Below are 26,455 nucleotides of genomic sequence, written 5' to 3'. Positions count from 1 at the left end.
CGCCGTTCGCCTAGGACCGGCGGCGCGGCTTGCCCCGGCCCTTCGCGCCGCTCTTCGGGGCAGCCTTGGCCCCGCCCTTGGCCGCACGGGCGCCGGCCGGGGGCTTGCGGCGGGCCGCGGCCTCGGTCCGGCTCTTCCCGCTCTTCGCCTCCTTCTCGGTCTTCGCGGTCTTCCCGGGCTGCTCGGACTGGGGGCGCGTCCGGCCCCTTGTGCTGTTGACCGTGCGGCCGCGCACGATGCCGATGAAGTCCTCGACCAGGTCGGTGGTGGCGTCCTCCGGCCAGGACAGGGCGACGCTCGACTGCGGGGCGTCCACGAGCGGCCGGTAGGTGAGGTCACGGCGGTGGTGCAGCCGGGCCAGCGACTGCGGCACGACGAGGACGCCCACGCCCGCCGCCACCAGCTCGATCGCGTCGGCGGTGGTGGCGGGACGCTCGACCGCGGGCTTGCCGGGCAGCCGCTCCCATTCCAGCACGTCGTCCAGGGGCTGCCAGACCACGTCGTCCGCGAGGTCCTCGGTGGAGACCTCCTCCGCGGCGGTGATCAGGTGGTCCTTCGGGACCACGACGACCGTCGTCTCGGTGTAGAGGGGGATCGCGCTGAAGACCGTACGGTCCACCGGCAGCCGGACCAGGCCCGCGTCGGCGGCACCGTCGCGCAAGACGTCGGACGCCTCCGCGGCCGGGACCGAGAGGAGGGTCAGCGGGATGTCGGGCTGGCGCTCGTTCCAGATGCGGACCCACTTGGCGGGCATCACCCCGGGCACGTACGCGAGCCGGAACGAGGGGGAGTCTTCCGAGCCGGTCACCCCGCCAGGTTACCGGCTGTGGTCGGACGTCTCCGCCGCGGCCGATAGTCTGGACTGCATGAAGTCGCACCAGAGCACCCAGACGATGAAGCCCGCGACCGCGGCGAAGAAGCTGGGTGTGTACCTCCCCGCCACCCCCACCGAGTTCCAGGAGGGTGTCGTCTCACGCGCCGAGCTGAACGAGCTCCAGGCCAACCCGCCGGAGTGGCTGCGGGAGCTGCGACGCAACGGCCCGCACCCCCGCCCGGTGGTCGCGGCGAAGCTCGGCGTCTCCATCGCCGGCCTGGCCCGCGGCGGGGTCACCGAGGCGCTGACCACCGAGCAGATCGACGCGCTGAAGCAGGACCGGCCCGAGTGGCTGGAGAAGGAGCGCGCCACCCAGGCCGAGGTCCGCAAGGAAGCCGCCCGGCTGAAGCAGCGCGACGCCGAGCGCGCGCAGCGGGGCGACGCGGGCGCCTGACACACCCCTGACAGCCGGCTGCCATCGCACTGCCAACCTCCCTGTCATCCGCACCGGGCCGACGCCCGGGGTGGAAAGTTCGGAACCGTCCTGTGACGACCCGTTCCGATGGGAGTATTCGGATGAAGGCACTGCGCCGTGTCCTGGTCTCCGCCGCGCTGACCCTGTCGCTCGGCGGTCTGCTGGTCCCCGAAGCCGTCGCCGTCCCGGCGGCCGTCGACGTCGTGGCGGCCGCCGCGCCCAGCTGCCGCGCGGGGGACAATCTCGACGAGGTGGCCGCCAAGTTCATCTCCCGCTGCAAGAAGGGCTCGATCCGCCGCGAGTTCCCCAGTGACCGCCTGTCGCGCACGCTCGGCCAGATCTACGACGGGAAGCTGCGGGGCGACCGCGACGACGTGAAGGCCTGGAAGCTGCTGAACGACCGCCGCTTCGACAAGTAGACAAGGCGACCTCAGGCAAGGCGACGAAGCGACACTCTGGAGCCAGCGTGACCGAGCGACACGGCATCGAACAGCCGACCGACCTGCCCTTCGTCGCCCTGGTGGTGATGGAGGCGACCACCGCCGAGGCGGGCTCCCCGGAGGGCCCCCTGTACCAGGAGAACTTCGTCCTGGTGCACGCGCCCGACGAACGCTCCGCGCGCGAGCGGGTCGAACGACGGGCCCGGGACGCGGAGACCAGCTACCTCAACGACCGCGGGCAGACGGTCACCTGGCGGCTCAAGGCGGTCGTCGACGTCAAGGAGTCCGAGGACACCGACCTCGCCAAGGACGCCGACCTGTACGCCCGGCACTTCCGCGACTGGGCGGCGTACGCCCGGGTGGAACCGCTGCTGCCGCGGGACGGCGAGCCCACGTAGGCCGCGCGGCTGTCGTGCGCCGGGAGCCGTGAACCGGGCCGGTGGGTACCGCTACGTACCGGGCATGCGACACGACACGACAGCCGCCGCCCCCGCCGGGGCGGGACGCGACCGCCCCGCGCCGGTCCGGGACAACCCCTCCCTGGCCACCGTGACCGGCACGGAGCTGGCCCGGCTCCGCCGGGGCTTCCTCGCCTGGTACCACCTGCTCGCCCCGGTGATCATCACCGTTCCGCTGTTCCTCGGCGCGCTCGGCTCCTCCGAGGCGAAGGCCGGCCAGACCTTCGAGGTGTTCCGGAACGTCACCCTGGAGTTCTGGGGCGTCCTGGTCCCGATGACGGCCGGGCTCGCCGCGGCACTCTCCGTCCGCGCGGACCAGGACGCCTGGCGGCTCCTGTTCTCCTACGGCGTCCCGCGCGGCCGGTACTTCATGGGCAAGGTCGCCGCGCTGGGCGTGCTGGGCTTCGTCTCCGCCACCGTCCTGCTGGTCATGCTCTCGTTCGGCGCCATGCTCAGCGGCCGCTTCCCTGCGGCGCTCGGCACGGTCGCCGCGGCGGTCTGTCTGCCCTGGCTGGTCGGTCTGTCGATGACGGCACTGGCGACGCTGGTGGCGATGGTGTGGGGCATGGGCCCGAGCATCGGCGTCGGCGTGGCCGGGCTGCTGTGCGGGGCGCTGGTGTCGGACAAGGCGTTCTGGTACCTGGTGCCGTTCGCGTGGCCGATGCGGGTGGTGCTGCCCCTGGCGGGCATCGGGCCGAACGGCGTGCCGCTGCCGGAGGACAGCCCCGTCACCGACCCCGGGGCGATCCCGGTGGCACTGCTGCTCGCCGCGGGCCTGACCGTCGTCCTCCTCCTCGTCGGCCGGCTCCACATGATCCGTAAGGAGATCTGAGATGGCCCAGGCCCAGGCGCACGCCCTGCTCATCCGCGATCTGCACAAGCACTACGGCGCCCACCGCGCCCTCGACGGGGTGGACCTGACGGTCGGGACCGGTGAGGTGTACGGCCTGCTCGGGCCGAACGGCGCGGGCAAGACCACCCTGATGAAGGCCCTGCTCGGCCTCCAGCGGCCGACGGCCGGCACGATCGAGATCCTCGGCCGCCCCGTGGGCCGCGACAGCCTCGCCGAGGTCGGGGCGCTGATCGAGGTTCCCGGCCTGTGGCCGCAGCTCACCGCCGACGAGACGCTGCGCATCCACGCCCGGCTGCGCGGGGTGCCGTTCGACTGGATCGACCCGGCGCTGGAGCTGGTCGGCATGACCGGGGCCCGGCAGCGCAGGGTCCGTACGTACTCCCTCGGCATGCGCTGGCGTCTGGGCATCGCGGTCGCCCTGCTGGCCCGGCCCCGCCTGATCGTCCTGGACGAGCCGACGAACGGCCTGGACCCGGTCGGCATCCGCGAGATGCGCGGCATCATCCGCTCCCTCGCCGAGCAGCAGGTCGCCGTGCTCATCGCCAGCCACCAGCTCGCCGAGGTCGCCCAGGTCTGCGACCGCGTCCAGGTCCTCGTCGCAGGCCGCACCCGTTATGAGGGCTCCGTGGAGGGACTCGCCGTCGACGGCGATGTCGAGGCGGGCTTCTTCCGGCTGGTGGAGACGGCGGACGCTGGAATCCGCTGAGGAGTGGGTGGGGCAGCTGGGGGTGGCTTTCCCAGCGGGGGTGGCCTTCCCGGCGGGGGCGGCCCAGGAGGGTCGCCCCCGCCGGCGTCAGCCTGCCCTGCGGATCTGTGCTCCCGGCCCCCCTCCGTCGTCCACCAGTCCCAGTTCCACCGCGCGGGCGAGCAGCGCGCTGCGGCCGGAGACGCCGAACGCGTTGTACAGCTTGCGGATCCGGCGGTACATGGAGCGCTCCGAGCAGTAGGTGCGGCGGGCGATCTCCGAGACCGTCGCGGAGGAACACAGCATGCGCAGCAGGTCGGCGTCGTAGCCGGCCGGCACGACGGACGCGCGGGCCGCGGCCGGTGCGGATAACGCGCCGTCGGGCAGCGCGCACAGCCGCGTCTCGGAACGCCTGGCCCCAGGCGGGCGGTGGGCTCTGAACTGGGCGAGCAGCAGATCGATCTGCCGTTCGTCGGTGATGGCGAGGTTGAACGCGAAGTTCGCCCCGGCCCGGATGGCCTGGTAGGTGAGATGCCCGGAGACACAGTCGGTGACCGCGACCAGCAGGGCCGCCGGATGCCGGACGCGCAGCGCCCGCAGCCGGTCGGCCTGGAGTTCGCTGAACACCGGCATGAGCACGGGCAGCCGGGGATCACCGGGCGCGGCGAGCTGGACGTCGTCGACGAAGTCGACCCGGTCGAGGCTCACCAGCAGGGCACTGAGCGGTGTCCCCGGTACGGAGCAGGGTGCCTCCAGCCCGCGGTGGGCGAGGACATGAAGACGGCTGTTGACGATGAGTTGCGGCAAAACGTCGATCCCCCGTGGTGCGCGACGCCGGACCGTACGGCTGGTCCGGCGAGGTGGTAGCAGGAACCGCGCCGCCCTCTGACGCGGCGGCGCGGTGCTGAAGGCAGCGGTGGTCAGCCGGCGGCCTGGCAGAGTTTGAGCGTCTTGGTCAGCAGCGACCCGAGGCTGATCGGATCGCCGTCGTCCCCGGCGGCCCGCAACGGCTCGATACTGCGGTATCCGGCGTCGCGCGCCCGGTCGTTGAGCGCGTAGGTCGTGCCGTCGGGAGCCGTGAAGACGGCTTCGTTGTCGCCGCGGCACTCGGCGGTGCCGTGATCGACGGTCAGCGGCCAGGTGTAGCCGAGGTTCTTCTCACTGATCTCCTGGGTGGCGGAGGTGGGGCTCGGCAGTGGCTCCGGATCGGTGGTGGCCGGGTCGGAACGGCCGCTGCCACCACAGGCGGTGACGAGGCAGCAGACGATCAGCGCGACACCCACCAGGGCGCGCGGGCCGGACGGTGCTGTGCCGCGGGCGCCGTCGGGGCCTCGGGTGTGGTCGGGCCGGATCCTGTCGGAGGTCCGTGTGGACGGTGGACAGCCGGGGTCTTGCGTCATCTGCTGGCTACCTCGCTCTCGGAAGAATCGGAAGAGTCCGAAGAGGTGGAAGAGGTGGACGGTCCGGTGGTCTTGAGGAGGGCCGCGTAGCCGTCCTCCAGGGTGGGCTGGACGGGCCGGGCTCCGGGCGGTGGCACCGAGGCGACGACCCGGTACTCGGGTCCGTCGGCGGTGGTGACCGCGCTGACCACGTCGGCTCCGGGCGGCGGTGCGGGGGTGCCGGCGGGCAGCAGATAGGTGCAGCCGGCTGCCTGGCTGACCAGGGCCGCGGTGCTGTCGTGGAAGACGAGCCGGCCCGTGGTGAGGACGGCGACTTCGGGGCAGGTCTGGGCGACGTCGTCGAGGATGTGGGTGGAGAGCAGCACGGTGCGGTCGCCGCCGAGCGCGGCGAGCAGGGCGCGGAACCGCATCCGTTCGTGCGGGTCCAGTCCGGCGGTGGGCTCGTCCACGATCAGCACGCTCGGGTCGCCGAGCAGGGCCTGCGCGATGCCGATCCTGCGCCGCATGCCGCCGGAGAAGCCGCCGAGCCGCTCGTGGCGCAGGTCCTCCAGGCCGACCTGGGTGAGCCGGGTCTCGACCTGCCGCCGCCGCTCGCGCCGGTCGTGGATCTCCTTGAGGACGGCGATGTAGTCCAGGAACTCACGGGCGGTCAGGTCCGGGTACAGGGAGAGTTCCTGCGGGAGGTAGCCCAGGGTGCGCTTGACGGCGGTCAGGCCCGCGCTGGTGGCCAGGTCGTGGCCGGCGACGACGACCCGGCCGGAGGTGGGCCGCAGGACGCCGGTCAGGATGCGCAGCAGTGTGGTCTTGCCGGCCCCGTTCGCCCCGAGCAGGCCGACGGTGCCACCCTCGATGTGCAGGTCGACGCCGTCCAGGGCGCGCCGGCCGCCTGGGTGGACCTTGGTCAGTCGCTCCGTCGTGATGTTCATCGCGGTCAGGCTCCGTGTCGTCGGGGGCGTGCGGCGAGGTGGCCGAGGGCGTGGCAGAGCGCGGCGGTCAGCAGCACGAGGGCGAGGTTGAGCAGGGCGGAGGTGCCGGTGACGTCCGGGCGCAGCGGGCCGGTGCCGCCGCGGGCCGCCCAGATGCGGGGGGCGTCGGCCCAGGCGACGAGGGGGTAGCCGCCGAGCGGCGAGAACACCGTGCCGGTGGGGGTGGGCAGCGGTGAGAAGCGGGGCGGGAAGTGGGTCGCCCACAGCCATACCGCCACGACGACGGCACGGGCCGCGGCGACCGGCATCAGCAGCCCGAGCAGCCCGGCGAAGGCGGTGGCCAGCAGGGCGGCGGGCAGCACGGCCGTGCCGAGCGCGATCAGGGCGGCGGTGAGGGGTCTGCCGCTGGTCTCGGTGAGCGAGAGGACCGCCCCGTAGAGCAGCAGGAGTGCGGCGACGGGGCCGAGTGCGGCGAGCAGCGGGCCCAGGAGGGCTCCGGTGCCGCGGGGCACCCGGCCGGCGGCGGTGGCGGCCAGCAGCTCCGGCATGCCGCGCGCCTCCACACCGCGGCGCAGCCGGTCGGTGAGGGCGAGCGCCAGTCCGAGGGTGCAGAAGGTGTTGGCGAGGACCGCGGTGACGCCGACCCGGACGGCCGGGTCGGCCGGGTCGGTGACCACGGGAGAGGTGACCGCGAGCAGCAGGGTCAGCGCGGCGAGCGGCAGCACCGCGGCCCAGACGACACGCCGCCTGACCGCCATCAGCGCCTCGTAGCGGATGGTCCACAGCAGCGCGGTCATGGAGCTCTCCAGGGTCGGTGGTTCGGTGCCGGTACGGCACGGCTCGGCGGCGTACGCCCCATCAGCCGCCCTCCTCCCGCTCGTGCGTGAGTACGCCGGAGCGTTCCGCGTCGGTGAGGAGGCGGAGTGCGCGGGCGGTGAGCGCGACGCCGGCCAGGGCCGCGGCGACGCCCTGCGGGGCGCCGTGCGGGGCGACCCGGTCGAGGAGGAGCAGCTTGGCCAGGCAGACCGCGGTGACCAGGCCCGCTCCCGCGCCGGAGGAGCCCGCGCGTGCGGTGGCCCAGAGCGCGCAGCCGGTCAGCAGCACGGTGAGGCCGGCCAGTTCGACGAGGACCGTGGCGGGGCGGATGCCGCGGTCGGCGGCGGTGAGCGCGCCGACCAGGGCCGCCGCGGCGACGGCGGTCGACCCGGCGGGCCAGCACAGCCGGCGCAGCACGGTGCGGGGGTAGTCGGTGGGCAGTGTCAGATGCAGTTCCGTCATCGCCTCGCGGGCGATCACGGAGCCGCAGGCCAGGGCGGCGGCGGCGGGCAGCGCGGTGCTGAGCAGGGCGCGGCCGAGCAGGCTGCCGCCGTGCGGCCCGTTGGCCATCGCCGCCCAGGCCGCGAGCGCGGCGAGCAGCGGCAGGACCAGGGCGCCGCGGCCGCAGCGCCGGGCCTCGTACGCCCACCATGAGCGCCAGGGCACGGTGGTCATGGCCTGCTCCTCCCTGCGGCTCCGTGAGGCCGCCGGCTCCTCGCCGGATCGGGGGGTACCCGGACGAGGCGCCGGCGGACGACAGGTACGTAGCGGTGGGACGCGGAACGGTTCACGAGGTCTTCCGTGGGCGCCGCGGCGCGTCCCGTCGGCCGTGCCGTCATGTGCGGGACGGGTGACCGCGCATCGCCGTCGTGGCCCAGGCGAGCAGCAGCGCGGAGGCGGCCACCGTCCACGGCGTGGTGGCCAGCAGGGGGCCCAGAGCCGTGCCGACGGGCGAGGTCAGGAAGCCCTGGGGGCCCGTCAGCACGCCGAGCAGCCACAGGGTCCCGCCCGCTGCGGCTCCGGCGGCCGGTGCCACCCGCACGGCGAGGGCGAGGGCGAGCGACGAGGCGAGCAGCGCCTCGCCGAGCCAGTCGGTCACCACCGGCCACCACCCGGGCCCGCCGACCAGCGCCGAGCACACCACGGCCAGTGCCAGGTCGGCGCCGACGACGACGGCGAGCCGGGCGAGAAACACGGTCCCCGGTGACACGGGGAGCGCGAAGTGCAGCTCCCGGCGCGGGTCCCGGCGGGGTGAGGCAACGACGAGGGAGGCGAGCAGGACCAGCAGCACACAAGCGGCGCCGAACAGCCGCTGCCCCAGGCGCTCGGCGCCCAGCAGCGGTGCCACGAGCGCGGCCGCCACCAGGCCGAGGGCGCTGAGCGGCGCCCACAGCCGGGGCAGCAGGGCGGCCTCGGTGCGGGCGAGTTGCCAGGCCAGCCGCCACGGCACCGGTGGGCGGGCGGGTGTGACGGGGCGGACCGGGGTCACGGCGGGCGCGTCCGCGGGGTCTTCGGTGAGACGGGCGCCGAGGAGGGCGTCGAACGAGGGCGGGACAAGGTGGGGTGCGCTCTCCAGGTCGCGGGTGGCGCGGCCGATGGCCCGCCAGTCCGCCAGTCTGGCGCGGCAGCCGGAGCAGCCGTCGAGGTGGTGCCGTGGGCCGGGTCCGGCGGGGGTGCCGCGCACCAGACGGATCAGCTGTTCGTCGGCGAGGTGGCCGGCGGAGTGTTCGGCGAGGTGTTCTCTCATCGTCGTCCCGTTCCTTCCAGCCGCGAGGCGGCGAGCATGCTGCCCAGCCGCCTGCGCGCGTGGGACATCCGGCTCTTGACGGTGCCCACCGGGATGCCGAGCACGGCGGCCACCTCCGGGTAGGCGAGTTCGTCCACGAGGACGAGGCCCAGTACTTCACGCAGGTGCTCGGGGAGGGCGCGGACCGCCGCGCGCAGCTCGGTCCGCTCGGCCGCCAGGATCACCTGTTCCTCCACTCCGGGGTCCGGGTGCGGTACGTGCTCGGCCTCGGCGAGGTCGGTGAGCTGCGGCCGCGCCCGGCGGAGCTGGTTGTGCGCCTGCCGCCTGGCCACTCCCAGCAGCCAGCCGCGGACGGAGGACTCGCCCCGGAACCCGGCCGCGGACCGCCACACCGCGAGCCAGGCCTCCTGGAGGATCTCCTCCGCCACCGCCGGCTCGGAGGTGAGTCTGCGGATCAGGCGCAGCATGGCGGCCGCGTGCCTGTCGTACAGGGTCCGCAGGGCGGCCTGGTCGCCGTGGGCTGCCGCGGTCAGCAGGGCTTCGTCCGAACACACACGACGTACGTAGCCGTCCGCGGGGCGGCGGTTCATCCGCTCCCGCGGATGATCCCTCCTACGAGCGAATCGGGCCCCGGCCCGGGACCGGGCTGCCGCCGGCGGCCGAATACTGCGTTCCGCCCTGCCATTGCACTGCCATTACTGCCAGCCCTTCGGGAAGCCGTTGAGCCCGTCGTGGCGCACGTGGTTGCGTGCTGCACAGAGAGAGCCAACGAGCACCACCCGAGCATCCATCCGCCTCTCCGAACGAAGGAGCCTCACATGGGCACCCACGGACCCGCTCAGTACGACGACGCGGACCTGTTCGACCTCGACCTGGAGATCGGCGTGGAGAAGTCGGTCGCGGGACCGGCCATCACGTCCGTCTCCTACTGCACGCCTGGCTGCACCAGCGACGGCGGCGGTTCGGGCTGCAGCCACTGCTGCTGAGCCCACCGTCCGGGTGGCCGGCCGGCCCCGGAGCCCGGCCGGCCCCCGGACGGCGCCGGTGACATCGACAACGACACGGCATCGACATCGACATCGACCGAACGACGCGCGCGGGGACCGCGGCAGGACGGCGGAGGGGAGCAGGCCTTGGGAGACACGGTGTTCCGCGCGGCCGACGTCTTCCTGCTCCGCGCCCCGGTGGCCCCGGCCGCGCCGGGCCTGCCGCTCCCCGAGGACGGCGTCACGCCCGACGATCCCGGCGCCTGCGCGGCGCTGCTGTGCGCGGCCGCCGCCGATCCGCTGCTGGACGAGGCCCTCGCCCTCGCCTCACCGGCGCTCAGCGCGCTGGTGCGCCGCGTGGCCGCGCGGAGCACCGAAGGGCTGACGGCCCGGCGGCTGCGGCGGGCGGCGCTGGCGGTGCTGCGGTACGACATCCGGATGCGGACGCGGCCGACGCCGTTCGGTCTGTTCGCGGGCGTGGCCGTGGGCGAGTTCTACGCCACCGCGAAGGCGGTCCGGGGAACGGCCCATCGGACGCGCACCCACGCGGACGTCCAGTGGCTCACGAAGGTGACGCACCGTCTGGAACGGGATCCGGCGGTGCTGGAGGCGCTGACCGTGCAGGCGCACCAGGCGCTGACGGTGCGCGGCGACCGGCTGGTGCTGACCGCCCCCTCGGCACGCGCGGCGGCGCCCACGGCGGACGGCGCCGGGCGGGCCACCGTGTCCGTACGGCACACGCCGGTCGTGGCGCGGGTGGTCGCCGAGGCCCGTACTCCGGTGCCGTATCCGGTGCTCGTGGACCGGCTCACGGCCGCCTTCCCGAAGGCGCCCGGTCACCGGCTGCGCGCCCTGCTGGCGGAGCTGGTCGGGCAGGAGATCCTGATCACCTCGCTGCGCCCGCCGCTGGACGGCCGTGATCCGCTGCGGCACGTGCGGTCGGTCCTGGACTCGGTGGCGGCCCCCTCTCCCGCCACCGAGCAGGTCCGCGCGGCGCTGCACCGCCTCGACCGGGACCGCGCGGACTACGACGCCCTGCCTCCGGGCGCCGGGCGGGAGCGGCTGCGGCGGCTGCTGGCGGACGCCCGTGCCGTGGCGGCGGACGACACGCCGTTGCACGTGGACACCCGGCTGGACGTGGAGCTGCGTCTGCCGTACGCCGTGCGGGAGGAGGTCGAGCGGGCGGCGACGCTGATGCTCCGGCTGTCGCGGCCGAAGCGGGGACTGCTGGCGCTGCGCGACTTCCACCGGCGGTTCCTCGACGTGTACGGCGCCGACCGGCTGGTGCCCGTGCTGGAACTGCTCGATCCGGCGACCGGGCTGGGGGCGCCGGCAGGGTACGGCTGGCCGAACAGCGAGGCCGCGCCCGCCCCGCCCGAGGAGCCGCGCGCGGTCGCCGTCGACCGGGCGATGGCGCGGCTGGCGGCGACGGCGGTGCGCGAGCGGCGGCGCGAGATGGTGCTGACCGACGCCGAGCTGGCGGAGCTGTGCCCGGACACGGCGGACACGGCGAACGCGGCGGACACAGGCGCTGTCGGCGCCGTCGCGCAGAATTCGTGCGAGGTCACGGTGCAGGTGGTGGCCGCCGACGCGGACGCGCTGACCGGCGGGGAGTTCCTGGTCTTCCTGTCCCCCTCCCCCGGCTCCCACCGGGCGGGTTCCACCCTGGCGCGGTTCGCCGACCTGGACCCCGGCTGGCGGGAGCCGTTCACAGCCCTGCACCGGGAGACGCCGGTGCACGTGGCGGGGGCCGTGGCGGTGGACCTCGCCTTCCGGACCCGGTCGGGCCGGGCGTCCAACCTGGCCCACACCGTGCCCGCGACGGGGCGGCGGATCTCCGTGGGCGTCCCGGACGCGGCCGGTGCCGAGGAGTTGCGGCTCGCGGACATCGGCGTCGGCGCCACCTTGGACCGGCTGACGGCCGTGCACCTGCCGACGGGCCGGGAGATCGTGCCGGTGCTGGGCAACATGGTGAGCGCTCCCGCGCAGGCGCCCAACGCCGCCCGGCTGCTGTGGGAGATCGGCCTGGAGGGGCAGCGGCTGTGGGAGCCGTGGAACTGGGGTCCGCTCGCCCAGGCGCCGTTCGTGCCGAGGATCCGCTCCGGCCGGTTCGTGCTGGCCTGTGCCGTGTGGCGGCTGGACGAGCTGCGGGCCGTGGCGCCGGGCGCGACCGGGGCCGCGTGGGACCGTGAGGTCGCCGCCTGGCGCGAGCGCTGGGACGTTCCCCGGCTGGTCCTCGCCGTCACCGCGGACCAGCGGCTGCTGCTCGACCTGGACCGGGCGTGGCACCGTGAGCTGCTGCGCGACCGGCTCCCCCGGCACCCCGACCTGATCGCCCAGGAGGTGCCCGGGGAGCACGAAGGACTGCTGGACGGTCCGCTCGCCGGGCACACCACGGAGATCGTCGTTCCCCTCACCCGACGCCCGGCACCGCCGGCGTACCGCCCCTACACCGGTCACCACACCGCGCGGCGCGCCGTGCACGGGCTAGGCGGCGACTGGCTGTCGCTGAAGGTGTACGGCTCCGCGCGCGGCCAGGACGAGCTGCTGCGCACCGCGCTGCCCGGGCTGGTGGAGCGGGCCCGGGAACGCGGCGTGGACCGCTGGTTCTTCCTGCGCTACACCGACGACGCCGGGCACCATCTGCGGGTGCGGCTGCACGGCGCGCGGTCCGATCTGTGGGGCGCGGTCGCGCTGGAGGTGGGCGGGCTGCTGGCCGAGTGGCAGCGGCGGGGGCTGGTGCGCGGGCATGCGCTGGCCCCGTACGACCCGGAGGTCGAGCGGTACGGCGGCGCGGGCGCGCTGGCGGCGGCCGAGGAGGTGTTCCGACGCGACAGCGAGGCCGCCGTCGCGCTGCTGCGGCTCGCCCACGAGGTCCGGCACGCCCCGCCCGCCGGTGTCTGGTCAGGCGTCCGGTCCGGCCCGGCCGGGATCCGGGCCGACGACCTCGCCGTGGTCTCCTGCGCCGCGCTGGCCCACGCCTTCGGGGCGCCCGCGCCCGGGCATCCGCTGCTCGCCGAGGACTGCGGGGGCGACGGCGCGGCGGCCTGGCTGGGCATGACCGGCTCCCGGCGGGACCTGCCCGAGGCCTTCCGGGAGCGGGCCGCCGGCTGGCGCCGGCTGGTCGATCCGTACGGCGGCTGGCCCGCGCTGTCCGCCGACCCCGTCGGCGCGCGCGTGCTGGCCGCGCTGGGCGAGCGGGACGCGGCCGTGCGGCGACTGGCGCGGGCGGCACGGGAGAGCGGACGGACGCCGGAGGGCCGGGTCGTGGGCAGTCTGCTGCACATGGTGTGCAACCGGCTGCTGGGCGGCTCCACCGCCCGGGAGACGGCCGTGCTCGGCATCGCCCGGGGCGCCGTACAGGACCATCTCTACCGCCGGAGGCACCTGTCATGAGTTCCGTCGCCCTCGGGCACCGCTCCCCCGCCTTGGCGGCGGCGGCCGAGCGGGCCGTGGCGCTGGTCGCGCGGCGGCTCGCGGACCCCGACGCGGTCGCCGCCGTGGCGTCCCGCGAGGACAACCGGGACCCGGTGTACGACGCTGTGATGTGGGGGCCGCTCACCCTCTCCAACGGTCTGCCCGGCACCGCTTTGCTGTACGGGGAGCTGGCCCGCGCGGACGCGTCGTGGCGTGCGGTGGCGCACCGTCATCTCGCCGCCGCCGGCCGGGCGGTGGGCGCCGTGCCCAGCCGTGGCCTGTTCTCCGGTCCGGCCGCGCTGCTCGCCGCCGCCCAGACCTGCGCGGGCGGCGCGGGCCATTACGCGTCGCTGCGGCGCCGCCTGGCGCAGTGGGTCGCGCGGGAGCAGCGGGAGCGGCTCGCCGCGTTCCAGGAGCGCGCGGGGCGGGGCGGGCAGGGTGTGGACTGGGCGTCGTACGACCTCGTCAACGGGTTGTCGGGGACCACGCGGATCCTGCTCGACTCGGCGGAGGACCCGGCCGAGCGGTCCCCGGAGGTGGCGGAGACGCTGGCGGCGTCGCTGCGGCACCTGGTCGCGGTCAGCGAGCCGGTCACGGTGGTGGGGCCGGTGCGGCGCACGGTGCCCGGCTGGTGGGTGCCGGCCGATCTGCAGGTCAGCGAGCGGGACCGGCGGACGTATCCGCGGGGCGACTTCAACCTCGGTATGGCGCACGGCATCGCCGGGCCGCTCGCCGTGCTGGCCGCGGCCGCGGAGCGTGGGCACGAGGTGCCGGGGCTGGCGGAGGCGGCGCACCGGATCGCGGGCTGGCTGCTGGGCTGGACGCTGCACGACGAGGCCGGGCCGTACTGGCCGGCGCGGGCGGGCTGGGACGACGAGACGGCCGCCGACCGGCCGCGCGCCCTGTTCACCCGTACGGCCTGGTGCTACGGCACGCCGGGGGTCGCTGCGGCGCTGCACCGCGCGGGGCGGGTGTTCGGGCAGCCGCGCTGGCGGGCCGCCGCCGCCGAGGGGCTGCGCGCGGCGCTGCGGCGGGACGAGCGCCGGTGGGCGGTGGACGGGCCGACCGTGTGCCATGGCTTCGCCGGGCTGCTCGCGGTGCTGTCGCGGGTCGCCGAGGCGGAGCCCGATCCGGTGCTGCATGCGGGCCGTGACCGGCTGACGGGGATGGTGCTGGCAGCTCTCGACGAGGAGGCCCCGTTCGGGTTCCGGCACCTGATGCGCTTCCCGGCGGCCGCGCACTCGTCGGTGCCGCACCGGGCGCTGGACGTGGCCGGGATGCTGGAGGGCGCCGCCGGGGTGGCCCTGGCGCTGTCGCCGGTGCCGCACGGACCGCTGCCGTGGGACCGCTGTCTGGGGCTGGTGTGAGCGGCGCGGCCGGAGCGGCGGGCGGGGCCGGGGTGCCCGCGTACGAGGTGCGCGGGCTGGTCGTGCGGTACGGGAAGGTGACCGCCGTGCGCGGGGTGGACGTCTCCTCGCCTCCCGGGCGGATCACCGCGCTGCTCGGGCCCAACGGGGCGGGCAAGTCGAGCCTGCTGCGGGTGCTGTCCACGGCGGCCCGCGCGGACGCGGGCGCGGCGCGGATCTTCGGCCATGACGTGCGCAGCTCCCCCATGGCCGCCCGGCGCGCCCTGGGCCTGGTCTTCCAGGAGCGCACCCTCGACAAGGAGCTGTCCGTCGAACGCAACCTGTGGTTCCACGCCCGGCTGTTCGGGATGCGGCGGGCGGACGCGCGCGGCCGGATCGCGCTGATGCTGGAGCTGTTCGGGCTCCAGGACCGGGCCCGTCGGCCCGTCGAGGAGCTGTCCGGCGGTCTGGCCCGCCGGGTGGAGATCGCCCGCGCGCTGCTGCACCGGCCGGGGCTGCTGCTGCTCGACGAGCCGACCAACGGGCTCGATCCGAGCGCCCGGAGCGCGGTGTGGGCGGACCTGACCCGGCTTCGGGACGAACTGGGCGTGACGGTCCTGTACTCCACGCACTACATGGACGAGGCCGAGTACGCCGACGAGATCGTGATCATGCGCGACGGCCGGGTGGTCCGGCAGGGCAGCGCCGCGCGGCTCAAGAGCAACCTGGACTCCTCGCGGATCGTGGTGGCCAGCGCCGACGACGCGCTCGCCGCCGCCCAGTTGCGCGCGGCCGGGTTCGCCCCGCTGACCGGGCCGGACGGGATCGCCGTGCACTGCCCGGACCCGGAGAGCCGGGTCGCCGACGTGGTCCGCGCCCTGGACGTCCCCGGGCTCACCCTCTCGGTGCGGCACCCGTCGATGAACGACGTCTACCTGGCCGCGGCCGCCGACGGGCAGGTGAGCGCACGGTGACTCTCCCGGCGGCGTTCGGCGCGGACACCCCGGCGCAACGGCTGGCGTCCGGCCTGCGGGCCGTCGCGGTCATCGCCCACCGGGACCTGCTGCGCCAGGTCATCCGGCCGGGCATGCTGGTCAGCCAGGCCGTGCAGGTCCTGTTCTTCGTGCTGGTCTACGCCGTCGGCTTCGACGGCATGATCGGCTCCGTGCGCCCCGGGGTGCCGTTCAGCGCGTACGTCTTCCCGGGGCTGATCGCCATCCAGGTGGTGTCGGTCGGCATCGCCTCCGGGCAGACGTACGCCTGGGACCGGGAGTACGGCGTGCTGCGCGAGCTGCTGGTGGCGCCGGTGCCGCGGATCTGTCTGCCGCTCGGCAAGGTGGTCGCGGGTGCCGGGGCGGTCACGGCGCAGAGTGTGCTGATGCTCTCCTTCAGCCCGCTCGCCGGGGTGCCGCTGACGCCGTCGGCTTTCGTGGCGGCGGCCGCGTGCTACGCGTTGAGCGCGGCGGTGTTCAGCGTCATCGGGCTGTGTCTGGCGACGCTGATCCAGCGGGTGCAGACGCTCCAGGCGGCCGTGCAACTGGCCATGTTCCCGCTGCTGTTCCTGTCAGGTTCGGTGTTCGCCCCCGAGGACGCGCCGGGCTGGCTGGCCGCGGTGATGCACCTCAACCCGATGACGTACGCGGTGGACCTGGCCCGGCAGAGCCTGCTCGGCGGCCCCGGGATCCTGCCGTGGTGGGCCGATCTAGGGGCGCTCGGCGCGGTCCTGGCGCTGTCGTTGACGCTGCTGCGGCTGCGGAGCGGCCGGTGAGGGAGACCGCGCTCCGGGTCCTGGAGGGAGTGACCGGCTGGCTGTCCTCGCAGCTCGACTGGTTCGACCCCGGCGAGTGGGAGCGCCGGCTGCCGCGCCGCCCCTTCCGGCCGGGTCCGCTGCTGGAACTGCTGGGGTTCCTGCGTCTGCTGGAACGGGTGCCGGGGCTGACGGTTCCGGCGTACTCCGAGCTGCGTGCCCGGGCGCTCGACCTCGCCGAGCGGATCGTCGACGAGCCCGGGTTCGTGACCGGGCTGCGCCGCGCGGACCTGTACTTCCCGTACCACCTCAACCTGGTGGCGCTGCTGGAACTGCTGGGCCGCCCCAGACCGGAGCTGCGGCGGGACTGCCGGGCACTGCTCGCGGTCGGCGCGGGCGGGCACACCCGCCCCCACAGACCGGTGGCGAGCCGGCTGGAGCTGCGCTGCTTCCTCGACCGCTGCGGCCTCCCCGCCCCGCCCGAGCTGCCGGACCGGACGTCCCTCTACCGGCAGAGTCTGCCGGGGCTGGGCGCGGACCCGCTGACCCTGGACGAGGGCGAGGTCTACGCCTTCACCCACGCGCTCTTCTACGCCACCGACTTCGGCGCCCGCCCGCTCCCGCCGGACGTGCCCCTGCCGCGCGACACCGTTCACGTACTGCTGGCCGCGCAGCTCGCCCTCGGCCACCTCGACCTCGTCGCGGAGCTGCTGGTGTGCGCGGAGCTGGCGGGCGATCCCGACGACCGGCTCAGGTCCGCCGGCTGGGCCACCCTGGCCCGCTCCCAGCGCCCCGACGGGGCGGTACCCGGCCCGGTGCACCGACCCGCCCTGCTGACCGGTCCGACCCCTCTGACCGGCGAGAAGGCGACGGCGTACCTCTTCGGCACCTGCTACCACACCACGCTGGCGACGGGGCTCGCGGCGGCGGTGCATCTGGGTTCACCGGTATCGGCCGACGGCCGCGCGGACGACCCCGGGCACCCCACACCGCCCGGCACAGGGTCAGGCGGCACCACACGGCCCTCGGCACCCACCGAAGCCGACAGCGGCAGCCGCAGCACCGACCGCTCCCCAGAACCCGCAGCACAGTCACCGCCCGCCGCCGGAGCCGACGGCACCCCACGACACACAGCCCCACCGTCACCCCCCGACGCCGGTGACGCCGACGCGGTGTGTCGCTGGGCCGACGCGGTGCGGGGTGGCGTAGGGGAAGCGTCCGACGGGGAGCGGGCCGCGTGGGGTGCTTGTGTCGAGCCGCTGCTCGTCGTGTGTGCGTGGCGGCGGGACCGGGCGGGGCTCGCGGCGGTGCTGGCGGTGGCGCATGTGCTGGGGCGGGGCGACACGGCTCTGGCGCGGTCGGCCGCCGCGCTGCTGGCCGCGGGGTGGTGTGACTCGCATGAGGCGGGGCCGGACGGGTACACGGGGGGACCGACCGGGACCGATCGGACCTCGGGAGGAACACGATGAGCGAGCAGACACCGTCCCAGGCCGAGGGCGAGCGGGACGACGCCACCGACACGTACGACCCGCCGCGCACCACTCCCTCCCAGGCGGAGGGCGAGCGTGAGGACGACGTCGAGGACGTGCCGGAGACGGATTACTCCCGTGCCCTCGACGAGGAGGAGCCGGGTTCCCACTCCGGTCTGGAGAGCCGGCCCCGTGAGCCGGAGCCGCCGGGCACGGCGACCGGCGATCCGCTGACCGGTGTCGAGGGAACGGCGGACGACGAGCGGAGCGGCTGACCCCGGCTCGCTGACCTCGGCCCGTCGGCCCGTTGGCGGGTGCCGGCCCAGTGGAGGGCCGGGGGTTCGGCGTGCCGCTGTCGATACGCGCACCCGGAGGTGAGGGCGGATGAACTCCGAGGCGGTGACGGTGCCCGCCGGTGAGGTGGCGCTCGCGGGCGATCTGGTGGTGCCGGGCGGTGAGGTCCCGGCGGTGGTGCTGTTCGCGCACGGCAGCGGCAGCTCCCGGCACAGCCCGCGCAACCGGGCGGTGGCCGAGGCGCTGAACCGGGTGGGTCTCGGCACGCTGCTGCTGGACCTGCTGAGCGAACGGGAGGAGTACGAGGACGCCGCGACGGGCCGGCACCGTTTCGACATCGGTCTGCTGGCCGGGCGGCTGGTGGCCGCGGTCGACTGGCTGGAGCGGCGGCGCGGCACCGAGGGTCTTCCGGTAGGGCTGTTCGGGGCGAGCACGGGCGCGGCCGCGGCGCTGGTGGCCGCCGCCGAGCGGCCGGGGCGGGTGTACGCGGTGGTGTCGCGGGGCGGGCGGCCGGATCTGGCGGGCGACTGGCTGCCCCGGGTGGAGGCTCCGGTGCTGCTGATCGTGGGTGGCGCCGACGAGACGGTGCTGGGTCTCAACGAGGATGCCGCCGCGCGGCTGTCCGTGCCGTACCGGCTGCATGTCGTACCGAACGCCACGCATCTGTTCCCGGAGCCCGGGGCGCTCGAGGAGGTCGCCGAGGCGGCCGGTGGCTGGTTCCGGGAGCGGCTGGCGCAGCCTTCCGGCTGAGCGCGCCGCCGTCAACGGGTCGGCGGTGAAAATCTCTTTGTGTGCTTCACCGTGCTTCCGTGCGCCCCTGTGGAAAAAGGATTCCGCAATCCGCGACCAGGTTGAACTGGGCAGGACTTGGTTCAAGTGCCCATTCGGTGGGTGATCACCGAATTTCGCGTTTCGACTGAGGCGGGTGGTATCCGATGAACGGTTCCGCAACGGAACCAGAACAGGCATGGACAGCGGGTTCCGCGCCGGGCGCAATCCCACTGCTCGGCCACGGTATCGCCTTGTTCCGCCGACCGCTGGCGTTTCTGAATATTTTGCCGGCATACGGCGATTTGGTGGAGGTGCGGCTGGGCCCCCGGCGCGCATGGGTGGCCTGCCACCCGGAACTGGTCCACCGGATACTCGTGGACGCACGGACGTTCGACAAGGGCGGCCCGCTGTTCGACAGACTGCGCGGGCTGATGGGCGACGGCGTCGTCACCTGCCCGTACGAGCCGCACCGGCGCCAGCGCAGACTGCTCCAGCCGGCCTTCCGCCCCTCCCGCGTGGCCGGCCACGCGGAACTGATGGGCCTGGAGGCCGAGTCGGCGTCCGCCTCCTGGCAGGCCGGACAGCAGGTCGACGTCAGCGCGGCGATGATGACGGTGACGGCCCGGGTGATGAGCCGCGTGCTGTTCTCCGACTCCCTCGACGCGTCGGCTCACGCCGAGGTGCGGCACTGCCTGGCCGAGGTGGTCCGTGGCCTGTTCGTCCGGACGATCGTGCCGTTCGACGCCCCGTTCCGCTTTCCCATACCGGCCAACCTCCGCTACCGGCGCGCGGTCGACCGGCTGCACGCCATCGTGGCCGCGGCCGTCGCCGAGCGGCGGCGGGCGGGCGACCACCGCGACGACCTGCTGGGAACGCTCCTGCAGGCCGCCGCGCTCGACACCGGGCCGACCGTCACCGACCAGGAGGTCCACGACCAGCTGATCACCCTGCTGCTCACCGGCGTGGAGACCACCGCCCTGTGCCTGGCCTCCGCGTTCGACCTGCTGGCCCGCAATCCGGCGGCGGAGCGCGCGCTGCACGCCGAGATCGACATGGTGCTCGGGGGGCGACGGCCCGGCGCCGAGGATCTGCCGCGCCTCGAACACACCCGCGCGGTCGTGACCGAGACGCTGCGCCACTCCCCGCCGGGCTGGCTCTTCACCCGCGTGACCACGCGCGAGACGGAGCTGGCGGGACGCCGTCTCCCGCGCGGGACGACGGTGCTGTACAGCCCGTACCTGCTGCACCACGACTCCGCGTCGTTCCCCGAGCCCGAGCGGTTCCTCCCGGAGCGCTGGCTGCCGGGGCGGCCCCCCGCCGGGCGGGAGCACGCCATGGTGCCCTTCGCCGCGGGGAGCCGGAAGTGCCTCGGTGACGGCTTCGCCATGGCGGAGGCGACGATCGCCCTGGCGGTCGTCGCCGGCCGCTGGCGGCTCCGGCACGCGACCGGTCCCGCCGAGGAATCGCGCCCCGCGGTGACGCTGGGCCCGAGGGCGCTGCGGATGATCTGCGTGCCGCGTACCCGCGAGCGGGTCGGCACGGCGCACCCGTACGACGTTCCGCGAACCGGACTCCCGAACGGCAGGTGACAACGGTGTCGACGACGCATGAGGAAATCACGGTCCCGCGGCAGGGCGGAATTCACAATTCCAGCCTCAAGGAGCTGATCGACGCCCATCTCTACATGCCTTTTCCCTTCCAGCGGAACCGGCATGAGGCGGAGGCCACGGCGGGAGTCGAGAAATGGCTCCGGGCGTGCGGACTCGGCGACGAGCCGGGCGTGCTGGACATGATCGCGTACACGCGTCCGGCTGAACTGGCGTCGTTCAACAGCCCGGCCATGGACGCCGAAATCCTGCAGATCATGGCCAACCAGATAGCGTACCAATTCGTCTACGACGACCGAGCGGAGGAGCTCGGCCGCCATTGGCCGGAACGGCTGCTGCCGATGCTCTGCGAGAGCATCGCGATCCTGCGGGACGGTGCGGCCCCCAGCACCGCGCTCGGCTCGGCCCTTGCCGACCTGTACCGCCAGGTCCAGGAACGGTGCACGCCCGCCCAGGCGGCGCGGTGGGCCTGGAAGAGCCGTGAGTACGTCCATGGCCTGCTGTACGAGGCGGTGGCGCAGACCCGTTCGGCGCCACCGACCATCGAGCTGTGCACCTCGGTCCGCTCGCTCACCGCGGGTGTGGAACCGTTCTATCCGCTGTGCGAGGCCTCGCACTCCCAGGAACTGAGCGCCGCGGAACTGCACCACCCCGTCATGCGACGCCTGGAACGGCTGTCCGCCGACGCCGCGGTGTGGATCCCCGATCTGTTCTCCGCGGTCAAGGAGCAACTGGCGGGCGAGATGATCAACCTGGCGCTGGCCCACCAGTACACGGACCGGTGCTCCCTGCCGGTGGCCGTCGCGCGTGCCATCGGGCAGATCAACAGCACCATCAGTGAGTTCGAGGGGCTCCACGCGCAGATCGAGCCGGAGCTGAGCCCGGCCGGCGTCTCCTACGTGGAGGGCATGATCGGCTGGATGCGCGGTTGCTACTACTGGTCCCGCACCGTCCCCCGGTACGCGGAGGCGACCACGCCAGCCGTGTTCCAGTGAACTCCGGCGATTGGCCCTCACTCCGAGGGCCAATCTTGCTTGATTACCAGACAGACGGGTGGTCAAACCAGCAGAGTCGTCGATTCACCCATCCTTGTTCTCCTCCTGTATCAATGCGGCCGATTGGGGGACGTTGAGGGCGTACGCTCGGCGCTGCCTGCGAACCAGCGACAGGAAGCGGTAAGGCACATGGCGCCTGAGTCACGGCAATCGATCGCCCCGGCCCGGCCGTTGTTCGAACGCCAGAGGGAACTCGATGCGCTCGACGCCGCCATGTCGGAACTGCGTGCCTCTTCACACGGCGGCGCGCCCGGTCACGGCGGTCTGCTCGCCTTCACCGGTCCGGGCGGCCTCGGGAAGACGGCACTTCTCTCCGCGGCTCGTGCCCGGGCCACGGCCCACGGGTTGCGAGTGCTCTCGTGCCGGGGTGGCGAGGCGGAACAGGAGCTGGCGTTCCGTGCCGTCCGCCAGCTCGTGCAGCCCACTCTGGCCACGATGAACGAGTCCGCTCTTCACAAGTTCATGGGGAGTTGGTACCCCATCGTCGCCACCACCCTCGGCCTGGAGGCGGCACCCAACGGGCATGTGCCGGACCCGACCGGGGTGCGTGACGGTCTGGACTGGGTGATGACTCGGCTCACGGCGACGAAGGGGCCGCTCGTCCTGCTCCTCGACGACTTGCACTGGGCCGACCTGGAGTCCCTGAGCTGGCTCACCTCGTTCGCTCCCCGCGTCGCAGACCTGCCCGTCCTGATCGTCGCCGCCTACCGGCCCGCCGAACTGCCGCCCGAGGCGGCGGCGTTCCGCGCTCTCATCGAGGACCACGGCCGCCGTCCCTACTCGCTGGCCCCGCTCACCACTGCGGGCGTGGCACGGATCGTGCGGGACGTGGTCGGAGAGCAGGCCGACGACGAGTTCTGCGCGGAATGCTGTGCGGCCACCGGCGGCAGTCCGTTCGAGACCGTCGAGCTGGCCCACGGGCTCGCCGAACGCAAGTTGAGGGGCACTCGGGAGGACCTCCCCGCCATGCGGGACATCGCGGCGGCGGTCAAGGGCCCGGGCCTGCTGGAGCGTCTGCGCGGGCTGGGCACCAGCACCGTCCTCTTCACCCACGCGGCGGTCGTCCTGGGATCGCCGTTCTCCCCCGAGCTGGCCGCCACGCTTTCGTCGGTCGGCAGCCAGGCCGCTGCGGAAGCGGTCGAGAAGCTGCGCGCCGCCCGCATCGTGGCCGAGGGCCAGGCGCCCGGAGGCGGACTGGACTTCGAGCACCCGATCATCGCCAAGACGATCTACCGGTCCATCTCTCCGGCCTTTCGCAGCGGGCTGCACAACGCGGCGGCGGTGGCCGTCCGCGCGGCGGGGCACGGTCCGGCGGCAGCCGCCCGCCACCTGCTGGAAGTGCCGTGCGAAGGCAAGCCGGAAGCGGTCGACAGCCTGCGGGAGGCCGCGCACGAGTACCTGCGCGCAGGGGCTCCGGAGGCGGCCCGGCGGCTGCTGAACCGGGCCTTGCAGGAGCCGCCTCTTCCGGAGCAGCGTGCCGCGCTTCTGCACCAACTCGCGTGTGCCACGTTTCTGATCGAGCCGACGGCCACGGTGCATCATCTGCGGGAGGCCCTGGCGGAGCCCGGTGTCGACCCCGAGCTGCGCGCCGCGATCGTCTACCGGCTGACCCAGGCGCTCGCCCACACCGACCGGATGGCCGAGGCCGCGACGGTGGCCGCCGAGGAGGCGCACAAGGCGGCCCATCCACGGATCCGGCTGCGGATGCAGGCCGATCATTTCGTGTGGAGCATGTTCCGCACCGACGAGTCCGACTCGCCCGCGCGCTCACGCCGGTTGACCCGGCTGGCCGAGCGGCTGCCCGGACGTGGGCCCGAGGAGCGCTGGATTCTGGGACTGCGGGCCTGGGACGCCCTCCTGCGCGGAGAGCCCCAGCAATCCGTACTGCGCTACGCCGAGGAAGCCCTGCGCGACGGCATGAGCTGGACCGACGAGAACCGGGGCTTCGAGGTGCCGGTGTCGGTGGCCCTGGCGTTCATGTACTGCGACCGGCCGCGGCGGGCCGAGGAACTGTTCACCAAGGGCATGGCCGAGTGTGAGACGAAGGGCTGGCGCGGCTCCCACCTGGCCCTGGGGCAGACCCTGTTCGGCTACATCCGCTACCGCCGTGGCGACCTCATCGAGGCGGAGGAATGGGTCCGCGGGGGCCTGCGCACCGCCGCGCGGGTCGAAGGAGCCGTGCCCGCGCAGTGGTTCGCCATCGGCATCCTCATCCAGACGCTGCTGGCCCGCGGCCGCACCACCGCCGCGCGCCGGGTCGCCGACGAGCACCACTACGGCGAGGTGGTCCCCAACGCCGTCATCTACCCCGACCCGCGCACGGTCTACGCGGAGTTGCTGCTGGCGGAGGGGCGCCGGGCCGAGGCGGAGCGGTTGCTGACCAAGGTCGGGAAGTGGCTGGACGGGCGGGACTGGCGCAACCCCGCCTGGTGCCCCTGGCGGATGGATCTGTCGACCGCGCTCGCCCGATCCGCCCCGGAGCGGGCGGTGGAGACCGCCCGGGAAGCCGTGGCGCGGGCCCGGGACTTCGGTGCGGAATCCGCGATCGGCCAGGCGCTCCGCGTCGAGGCCGAGGTGACGGGCGGGCCGGCGGCGCTGGAGTTGTACACGGAGGCCGTGGACCGCCTCGAGCAGTCGCCGGCGGCCTACGAGCTGGCCCGGGCACTGGTCGGACACGGCGCCGCGCTGGCCCGCCACGGCCGGCTGCAGGATGCCGCCGACCGGCTCTACCAGGGGCTGGAGGTGGCCGTCCACTGTGGTGCCACGGCGTTGGCCGCCCAGGCCAGGGAGGAGCTGTCGACCGCCGGGCTGCGGCCGTTGCCGTTGCGGTACACGCAGACGGACTCGTTGACGGCGCACGAGCGCCGGGCCGCCGAGCTGACGGCGCAGGGCCAGCCGGCGTCGGTGGTCGCGAAGGATCTGCGCCTCACGGAGCAGGGGGTGCGGCAGTTGCTCTCGGCCGCGTACCGCAAGCTCGGCACCGACCCGGCGGGGCTCGCCGAGGCGCTGGGGGCTCCGCGGTCGCGTCCGTGACGGGGGTTCGCTCCTGTGGCGCGGGCGTGGCAGCGGGGTGACGATGGTGGTGTGGATGGCGCCTGGACCTGCGAGAGCTGTGGCAGAGAGGCACCCGCCAGCGCGCAGAAGTGCCGCGTCTGCGGATCGTGGCTGCCGCCCTTCCTGAACGAGGACGAGCGGCCGTGGTGGCGGCGTCGGCGCCGGCGGTCGACCTGGACGGAGCCGCCTCCGGAGAGCACGGTCGGCCGGCCCGTCGTCCGTGACCCGACCGTCGTCACGGACGCCCGGACGGACACGCGGATGAACACGCGGACCGACCACCGGTCCGTGGAACCGCCGCTGCGCCCCGTGAGGCAGCCTCCCCCGTCCCTCGTCCACACCGGCGGCGGCACCATCGAGGGCGTGGCGCAGAACGTGCGGATGCGCACCGAGGTCGACGAGGGTTCCGGCAGCACGGTGGTGTGCGACTTCCGGGTGGAGATCCAGGAACGCCGGAGCGGTACGCCGCTGCGGCTGGTGGCCGTCGAGATGCGCGGCGACCGGTTCGACGGCGCCGTCCACGACGGCGACTGGGTGCGCGCCACGGGTGAGTTCAAGCGCGGGACGCTGCGGGTGCGGCGGCTGCGGAACCTGACGACCGGTGCGGAGGTGTCGGTCGGCCGGACCAACGTGGTCGCCATCACGGTGATCCTGGTGCTGTTCGTCGCCTACATGGTGTTCCTGTTCGGGTTCGTGGGCCGCTGACGGGGGTGTCGTCGGTCACCGGCGGCCGTGGATGGGCACGCGGAGGTCCACCAGTCGGAAGTCGCCGTCGCCGCGCGGCTCGACGTAGGCCAGTGGCGCGTAGTGGTAGTGGACTCCGTGGGGGCGGCGTGGGAGCGGGCGGCCCCCGCGGCCGCGGGGCCATTCGACGTCGCCGGTGAGGACTCTGGCGGGGATGATCCAGTGGTCGCCGTGCCGGTAGACGCGGGAGCGGTCCTCGCCGGGCTCGAACCAGATCTCCACGCCGTCCTCCAGGGGCAGCCATTCCGCCTCCCGGACGGGAAGGCCCTCGCCCTGCTCGTCGCCCCAGGCGTTGGTGCCGTGGTCCCAGCGGCGCAGCAGCGGGTGGTGGCGGGCGGACTGGCCGGCGGTCCGCAGGTAGGGGTCGTGTCCGGGTTCGGCGTCGAGGCGGACCTCGTGGCCGCCGTAGTCGATCTCCTGGACGGTGTAGAGGCGGCAGCAGCCCTCGTCGGGGTAGTCGGCGGCGCCACGGCTCACGGTGGCGTCGTCGACGATCTCCACGACGTCGCCGGTGTCCACGCCGAGCTTGTCGTCCCGTCCGAGGGAGTCGAGCAGGACCGTGGGGCCCTGGATGTCGCGGATGGGCAGGACGACGGAGCCGTTCTCCCGTGACCATTTGAAGGTCGCCGTGCCCTCGGTGCCGCCGCGGTGGATCTCCACCCGGTACAGCTGGTTCTCGGGGGCGCGGTAGCCGGAGGACGCGGGCAGGGCGCCGGGGGCGAGGGTGATGGTCTCCTCGGGGCGCCGGGTGCGGGCGGCCAGCGCGCCGCGCGGCTCGAAGCGCCGGCGGATGCGTTTGCGTACGTAGCGTGCGGCGTCGTGCGCGTCGGGGACCGAGCCGCCTTCCATGGGGAGCAGGCACAGCTGCCAGACGACGCGGGTGCGGGCGGTGGTGTCGGGCCCGTCGGTGCCGAGGGCGACCTCGCGGATCCAGGGCGCCTCCAGAGCGGTGACGAGGCGTTCCCACACCCGCAGGTAGATCAGGAAGGGCCCGGAGGGGAGCCGGTCGTCGTCCTGGCTGGGGTCGAGGTGGCCGTCGGGCTGCTCCCAGTAGTCGGTGCCGTCGCACTCGCAGAGGATGCCGTCCACGTACATCCGGCCCGGTGCGACGGTGAAGGTTTCTCCGTCGCACCCTTCGACGCCGAATCCGCCGATGCCGTCCCGGTCGTCGTCGGGCGGGTAGGCGGCGGGGCCGAGGACGTCGGCCGCGAGGGTGCGGACGTAGTGCAGGAGGATCGCCGTCTGTTCGTTGAACTCGGCGTCGAGCTGGACGCGGCCCTGCTGGGAGAGCACGGCCGAGAAGCGCTGGGCGGGGTCGAAGGTGACGCGGGAGAAGTCGCCGTGCATGGGG

At 74.2% G+C, this 26,455-nt stretch carries 26 protein-coding genes; 17 read left to right on the top strand and 9 right to left on the bottom strand.

Annotated elements, in window-relative coordinates; all coding sequences use genetic code 11:
* Nucleotides 1-10 precede the first annotated feature (10 nt).
* Entirely contained in the window at nt 11-808 is a 798-nt protein-coding gene (locus tag ACSU6L_RS33195; RefSeq protein WP_437062842.1) for a LysR substrate-binding domain-containing protein, read from the bottom strand.
* A gap of 58 nt (nt 809-866) precedes the next feature.
* Here ACSU6L_RS33195 and ACSU6L_RS33190 point away from each other — a divergent pair, with 58 nt between their 5' ends.
* The 5 genes from ACSU6L_RS33190 to ACSU6L_RS33170 all read left to right on the top strand — a co-directional run bounded on the left by ACSU6L_RS33190 (nt 867) and on the right by ACSU6L_RS33170 (nt 3,746).
* On the top strand, nt 867-1,268 hold the full coding sequence (locus ACSU6L_RS33190) for a DUF5997 family protein (RefSeq protein ID WP_437062840.1): 402 nt from the start codon (nt 867-869) through the stop codon (nt 1,266-1,268).
* 122 nt (nt 1,269-1,390) lie between these two features.
* A complete protein-coding gene (locus ACSU6L_RS33185; RefSeq protein ID WP_073943655.1) occupies nt 1,391-1,708 on the top strand; it encodes a hypothetical protein in 318 nt (105 codons plus the stop codon).
* A gap of 47 nt (nt 1,709-1,755) precedes the next feature.
* On the top strand, nt 1,756-2,127 hold the full coding sequence (locus tag ACSU6L_RS33180; RefSeq protein WP_437062838.1) for a DUF4288 domain-containing protein: 372 nt from the start codon (nt 1,756-1,758) through the stop codon (nt 2,125-2,127).
* A 64-nt stretch (nt 2,128-2,191) separates the two neighbouring features.
* The gene (locus ACSU6L_RS33175; protein ID WP_437062836.1) at nt 2,192-3,019 is read left to right on the top strand and encodes an ABC transporter permease; all 828 of its coding nucleotides are present in this window, start codon (nt 2,192-2,194) and stop codon (nt 3,017-3,019) included.
* Between the two features lies 1 nt (nt 3,020).
* A complete protein-coding gene (locus ACSU6L_RS33170) occupies nt 3,021-3,746 on the top strand; it encodes an ABC transporter ATP-binding protein (RefSeq protein ID WP_437062834.1) in 726 nt (241 codons plus the stop codon).
* A gap of 87 nt (nt 3,747-3,833) precedes the next feature.
* On the opposite strand, the gene ACSU6L_RS33165 is transcribed toward ACSU6L_RS33170, so the two are convergent.
* The 7 genes from ACSU6L_RS33165 to ACSU6L_RS33135 form a co-directional block, all read right to left on the bottom strand.
* A complete protein-coding gene (locus ACSU6L_RS33165) occupies nt 3,834-4,532 on the bottom strand; it encodes a helix-turn-helix transcriptional regulator (protein ID WP_437062832.1) in 699 nt (232 codons plus the stop codon).
* Nucleotides 4,533-4,645: 113 nt separating this feature from the next.
* On the bottom strand, nt 4,646-5,125 hold the full coding sequence (locus ACSU6L_RS33160) for a DUF2511 domain-containing protein (RefSeq protein WP_437062830.1): 480 nt from the start codon (nt 5,123-5,125) through the stop codon (nt 4,646-4,648).
* On the bottom strand, nt 5,122-6,051 hold the full coding sequence (locus ACSU6L_RS33155) for an ATP-binding cassette domain-containing protein (RefSeq protein WP_437062828.1): 930 nt from the start codon (nt 6,049-6,051) through the stop codon (nt 5,122-5,124). The genes ACSU6L_RS33160 and ACSU6L_RS33155 overlap by 4 nt, the downstream gene beginning before the upstream one ends.
* A 5-nt stretch (nt 6,052-6,056) precedes the next feature.
* Nucleotides 6,057-6,848 carry a hypothetical protein gene (locus ACSU6L_RS33150; protein ID WP_437062826.1) on the bottom strand — a complete coding sequence of 264 codons (792 nt, stop codon included), beginning with the start codon at nt 6,846-6,848 and terminating at the stop codon, nt 6,057-6,059.
* Between the two features lie 61 nt (nt 6,849-6,909).
* Nucleotides 6,910-7,542: a hypothetical protein gene (locus ACSU6L_RS33145; protein WP_437062824.1), complete on the bottom strand. Its 633-nt coding sequence runs from the start codon at nt 7,540-7,542 to the stop codon at nt 6,910-6,912.
* A 160-nt stretch (nt 7,543-7,702) separates the two neighbouring features.
* Nucleotides 7,703-8,614, bottom strand: a complete 912-nt coding sequence (locus tag ACSU6L_RS33140) for a hypothetical protein (RefSeq protein WP_437062822.1) — start codon at nt 8,612-8,614, stop codon at nt 7,703-7,705.
* Entirely contained in the window at nt 8,611-9,168 is a 558-nt protein-coding gene (locus tag ACSU6L_RS33135) for an RNA polymerase sigma factor (RefSeq protein ID WP_073943685.1), read from the bottom strand. Before ACSU6L_RS33135 ends, ACSU6L_RS33140 begins: the two co-directional genes overlap by 4 nt.
* Nucleotides 9,169-9,432: 264 nt before the next feature.
* Between ACSU6L_RS33135 and ACSU6L_RS33130 the strand changes: the two genes are divergently transcribed.
* From ACSU6L_RS33130 to ACSU6L_RS33075, 12 genes are all read left to right on the top strand, one after another.
* Nucleotides 9,433-9,600, top strand: a complete 168-nt coding sequence (locus ACSU6L_RS33130; protein ID WP_073943648.1) for a gallidermin/nisin family lantibiotic — start codon at nt 9,433-9,435, stop codon at nt 9,598-9,600.
* Between the two features lie 147 nt (nt 9,601-9,747).
* Nucleotides 9,748-12,996 (top strand): lantibiotic dehydratase, encoded by a 3,249-nt coding sequence (locus ACSU6L_RS33125; protein ID WP_437062819.1) that lies wholly within the window; start codon nt 9,748-9,750, stop codon nt 12,994-12,996.
* The gene (locus tag ACSU6L_RS33120) at nt 12,993-14,384 is read left to right on the top strand and encodes a lanthionine synthetase C family protein (protein WP_437062817.1); all 1,392 of its coding nucleotides are present in this window, start codon (nt 12,993-12,995) and stop codon (nt 14,382-14,384) included. Before ACSU6L_RS33125 ends, ACSU6L_RS33120 begins: the two co-directional genes overlap by 4 nt.
* The gene (locus ACSU6L_RS33115; protein ID WP_437062815.1) at nt 14,381-15,337 is read left to right on the top strand and encodes an ABC transporter ATP-binding protein; all 957 of its coding nucleotides are present in this window, start codon (nt 14,381-14,383) and stop codon (nt 15,335-15,337) included. The genes ACSU6L_RS33120 and ACSU6L_RS33115 overlap by 4 nt, the downstream gene beginning before the upstream one ends.
* Nucleotides 15,334-16,131, top strand: a complete 798-nt coding sequence (locus ACSU6L_RS33110) for an ABC transporter permease (protein ID WP_437062813.1) — start codon at nt 15,334-15,336, stop codon at nt 16,129-16,131. The genes ACSU6L_RS33115 and ACSU6L_RS33110 overlap by 4 nt, the downstream gene beginning before the upstream one ends.
* Entirely contained in the window at nt 16,128-17,579 is a 1,452-nt protein-coding gene (locus tag ACSU6L_RS33105) for a DUF6895 family protein (protein ID WP_437062811.1), read from the top strand. The genes ACSU6L_RS33110 and ACSU6L_RS33105 overlap by 4 nt, the downstream gene beginning before the upstream one ends.
* Nucleotides 17,576-17,854 (top strand): hypothetical protein, encoded by a 279-nt coding sequence (locus ACSU6L_RS33100; protein ID WP_437062809.1) that lies wholly within the window; start codon nt 17,576-17,578, stop codon nt 17,852-17,854. Before ACSU6L_RS33105 ends, ACSU6L_RS33100 begins: the two co-directional genes overlap by 4 nt.
* A 109-nt stretch (nt 17,855-17,963) precedes the next feature.
* Nucleotides 17,964-18,623: a dienelactone hydrolase family protein gene (locus ACSU6L_RS33095; RefSeq protein ID WP_437062807.1), complete on the top strand. Its 660-nt coding sequence runs from the start codon at nt 17,964-17,966 to the stop codon at nt 18,621-18,623.
* Between the two features lie 185 nt (nt 18,624-18,808).
* Nucleotides 18,809-20,233, top strand: coding sequence for a cytochrome P450 (locus ACSU6L_RS33090; protein ID WP_437062805.1), 1,425 nt, complete (start codon nt 18,809-18,811; stop codon nt 20,231-20,233).
* A gap of 5 nt (nt 20,234-20,238) precedes the next feature.
* Complete coding sequence (locus ACSU6L_RS33085) at nt 20,239-21,246, top strand: (-)-alpha-amorphene synthase (protein WP_437062803.1); 1,008 nt, start codon at nt 20,239-20,241, stop codon at nt 21,244-21,246.
* A 189-nt stretch (nt 21,247-21,435) separates the two neighbouring features.
* Nucleotides 21,436-24,339, top strand: coding sequence for an ATP-binding protein (locus tag ACSU6L_RS33080; protein ID WP_437062801.1), 2,904 nt, complete (start codon nt 21,436-21,438; stop codon nt 24,337-24,339).
* Between the two features lie 51 nt (nt 24,340-24,390).
* Nucleotides 24,391-25,065: a hypothetical protein gene (locus ACSU6L_RS33075; protein ID WP_437062799.1), complete on the top strand. Its 675-nt coding sequence runs from the start codon at nt 24,391-24,393 to the stop codon at nt 25,063-25,065.
* Between the two features lie 15 nt (nt 25,066-25,080).
* Here the strand turns inward: ACSU6L_RS33075 and ACSU6L_RS33070 are convergent, their stop codons facing one another.
* Nucleotides 25,081-26,451 carry a DUF6519 domain-containing protein gene (locus ACSU6L_RS33070; protein WP_437062797.1) on the bottom strand — a complete coding sequence of 457 codons (1,371 nt, stop codon included), beginning with the start codon at nt 26,449-26,451 and terminating at the stop codon, nt 25,081-25,083.
* Between the last annotated feature and the right edge of the window lie 4 nt (nt 26,452-26,455).

Source organism: Streptomyces sp. enrichment culture (assembly GCF_964272855.1).
GTDB lineage: Bacteria > Actinomycetota > Actinomycetes > Streptomycetales > Streptomycetaceae > Streptomyces.
Note: the sequence above shows the minus strand (reverse complement) of the source record. Positions and strands in the feature narration are given on the sequence as shown.